At 48.3% G+C, this 3,068-nt stretch carries 1 protein-coding gene; it reads right to left on the bottom strand.

The genetic code is table 11. The features are described 5' to 3' along the window. The coding region (locus B9T19_RS10420) for an Ig-like domain-containing protein (RefSeq protein WP_233146850.1) at positions 1-3,068 on the bottom strand (3,068 nt) is incomplete at both ends.

Genomic DNA, 3,068 nt, shown 5'->3' with positions numbered 1-3,068 from the left:
GCCTTACCTTTAACAACAAGTCCATCTTCATCGATCTCAGCTGTCGGTGCATCAGGTGCAACTGTATCTTTCTCACCGGTTACAGGCGTCTTCTCTGAGGTGTTACCTGCTTCATCGGTTGCCGTAACATCAACAGTTTCACCATCGGTCACTGGACGGCTAAGCTCAACTTCATAAGCCCCACTCTCAGGATCTGCTACGACAGAACCTAAGCTATTTCCTTCTTGATCTTTGATTTCAACAGTAGAACCTGGCTCTGCCTTACCTTTAACAACAAGTCCATCTTCATCGATCTCAGCTGTCGGTGCATCAGGTGCAACTGTATCTTTCTCACCGGTTACAGGCGTCTTCTCTGAGGTGTTACCTGCTTCATCGGTTGCCGTAACATCAACAGTTTCGCCATCGGTCACTGGGCGGCTAAGCTCAACTTCATAAGCCCCACTCTCAGGATCTGCTACGACAGAACCTAAGCTATTTCCTTCTTGATCTTTGATTTCAACAGTAGAACCTGGCTCGGCCTTACCTTTAACAACAAGGCCATCTTCATCGATCTCAGCATTCGGTGCATCAGGTGCAACCGTATCCTTCTCACCCGTTACTGGTGTTTTGTCTGACGTGTTACCCGCTTTATCGGTTGCCGTAACATTGACAGTTTCGCCATCCGTTACAGGGCGATCAAGCTCAACTTCATAAGCACCACTTTCAGGATCTGCTACGACACTACCTAAGGTATTGCCCTCTTGATCTTTGACTTCGACCGTTGAACCAGGCTCTGCGTTACCTGTAACAACAAGACCATCTTCACCGATCTCAGCATCCGGTGCATCCGGTGCAATTGTATCTTTCTCACCGGTTACAGGCGTGCTCTCTGAAGTGTTACCCGCTTTATCGGTTGCCGTAACTTCAACTGTTTCACCATCCGTTACTGGGCGGCTAAGCTCAACTTCATAAGCACCACTCTCAGGATCTGCTACGACACTACCTAAGGTATTGCCCTCTTGATCTTTAACCTCAACCGTTGAACCTGGCTCTGCGTTGCCTGTAACAACAAGACCTTCTTCATCGATCTCAGCATCCGGTGCATCAGGTGCAACCGTATCCTTCTCACCGGTTACAGGTGTCTTCTCTGAAGTGTTACCCGCTTCATCAGTTGCCGTAACATCAACTGTTTCACCATCGGTCACTGGGCGGCTAAGCTCAACTTCATAAGCACCACTCTCAGGATCTGCTACTACAGAACCTAAGCTATTGCCTTCTTGATCTTTAACCTCAACCGTTGAACCTGGCTCTGCGTTACCTGTAACAACAAGACCTTCTTCATCGATCTCAGCATCCGGTGCATCCGGTGCAACTGTATCCTTCTCACCAGTTACAGGCGTGCTCTCTGAAGTGTTACCTGCTTTATCGGTTGCCGTAACTTCAACTGTTTCACCATCGGTCACTGGGCGGCTAAGCTCAACTTCATAAGCCCCACTCTCAGGATCTGCTACGACAGAACCTAAGCTATTTCCTTCTTGATCTTTGATTTCAACAGTAGAACCTGGCTCGGCCTTACCTTTAACAACAAGGCCATCTTCATCGATCTCAGCATTCGGTGCATCAGGTGCAACCGTATCCTTCTCACCCGTTACTGGTGTTTTGTCTGACGTGTTACCCGCTTTATCGGTTGCCGTAACATTGACAGTTTCGCCATCCGTTACAGGGCGATCAAGCTCAACTTCATAAGCACCACTTTCAGGATCTGCTACGACACTACCTAAGGTATTGCCCTCTTGATCTTTGACTTCGACCGTTGAACCAGGCTCTGCGTTACCTGTAACAACAAGACCTTCTTCATCGATCTCTGCAGTTGGTGCATTGGGCGCAACAGTATCCTTCTCACCCGTTACTGGTGTTTTGTCTGAAGTATTACCCGCTTTATCCGTTGCCGTAACATTGACAGTTTCGCCATCGGTCACTGGGCGGCTAAGCTCAACTTCATAAGCCCCACTCTCAGGATCTGCTACGACAGAACCTAAGCTGTTTCCTTCTTGATCTTTGATTTCAACAGTAGAACCTGGCTCGGCCTTACCTTTAACAACAAGACCTTCTTCATCGATCTCTGCAGTTGGGGCATTGGGCTCAGTAGTATCTGGGGCATTAACTGACGTTGAGTCAGACTCATTGCCTGCCTCATCTTTTAAGCTCACTTCAAGCTCTTCACCGTTGGTGAATGGCTTATCAAGCTCTACTTCAAAGCGACCGTCTTCGTTAACGGTACCTTTGCCCACGACGTTATCATCGGCATCTTTAACGATCACCTCAGCACCCGGCTCACCTTTACCGATGACCTTAGAGCCATCTTCAGAGACCTCGACATCTGTCGGTGCATCAGGTGCAACTGTATCTTTCTCACCGGTTACAGGCGTCTTCTCTGAGGTGTTACCTGCTTCATCGGTTGCCGTAACATTGACAGTTTCACCATCCGTTACAGGGCGATCTAGCGTGATTTCATACTCGCCACTCTCAGGATCTGCTACGACAGAACCTAAGCTATTTCCTTCTTGATCTTTGATTTCAACAGTAGAACCTGGCTCGGCCTTACCTTTAACAACAAGACCTTCTTCATCGATCTCTGCAGTTGGGGCATTGGGCGCAACAGTATCCTTCTCACCCGTTACTGGTGTTTTGTCTGAAGTGTTACCTGCTTTATCGGTTGCCGTAACATCAACAGTTTCGCCATCGGTCACTGGGCGGCTAAGCTCAACTTCATAAGCCCCACTCTCAGGATCTGCTACGACAGAACCTAAGCTATTGCCTTCTTGATCTTTAACCTCAACCGTTGAACCTGGCTCGGCGTTACCTGTAACAATAAGACCTTCTTCATCAATCTCTGCTGTCGGCGCTTCTGGTGCAATTGTATCTTTCTCACCGGTTACAGGCGTGCTCTCTGAAGTGTTATCCGCTTTATCGGTTGCCGTAACATTGACAGTTTCGCCATCCGTTACAGGGCGATCTAGCGTGATTTCATACTCACCACTCTCAGGATCTGCTACGACAGAACCTAAGCTATTTCCTTCTTGATCTTT

It is taken from the genome of Ignatzschineria sp. F8392 (assembly GCF_002252045.1).
Classification (GTDB): Bacteria; Pseudomonadota; Gammaproteobacteria; order Cardiobacteriales; family Wohlfahrtiimonadaceae; genus Ignatzschineria.
Note: the sequence above shows the minus strand (reverse complement) of the source record. Positions and strands in the feature narration are given on the sequence as shown.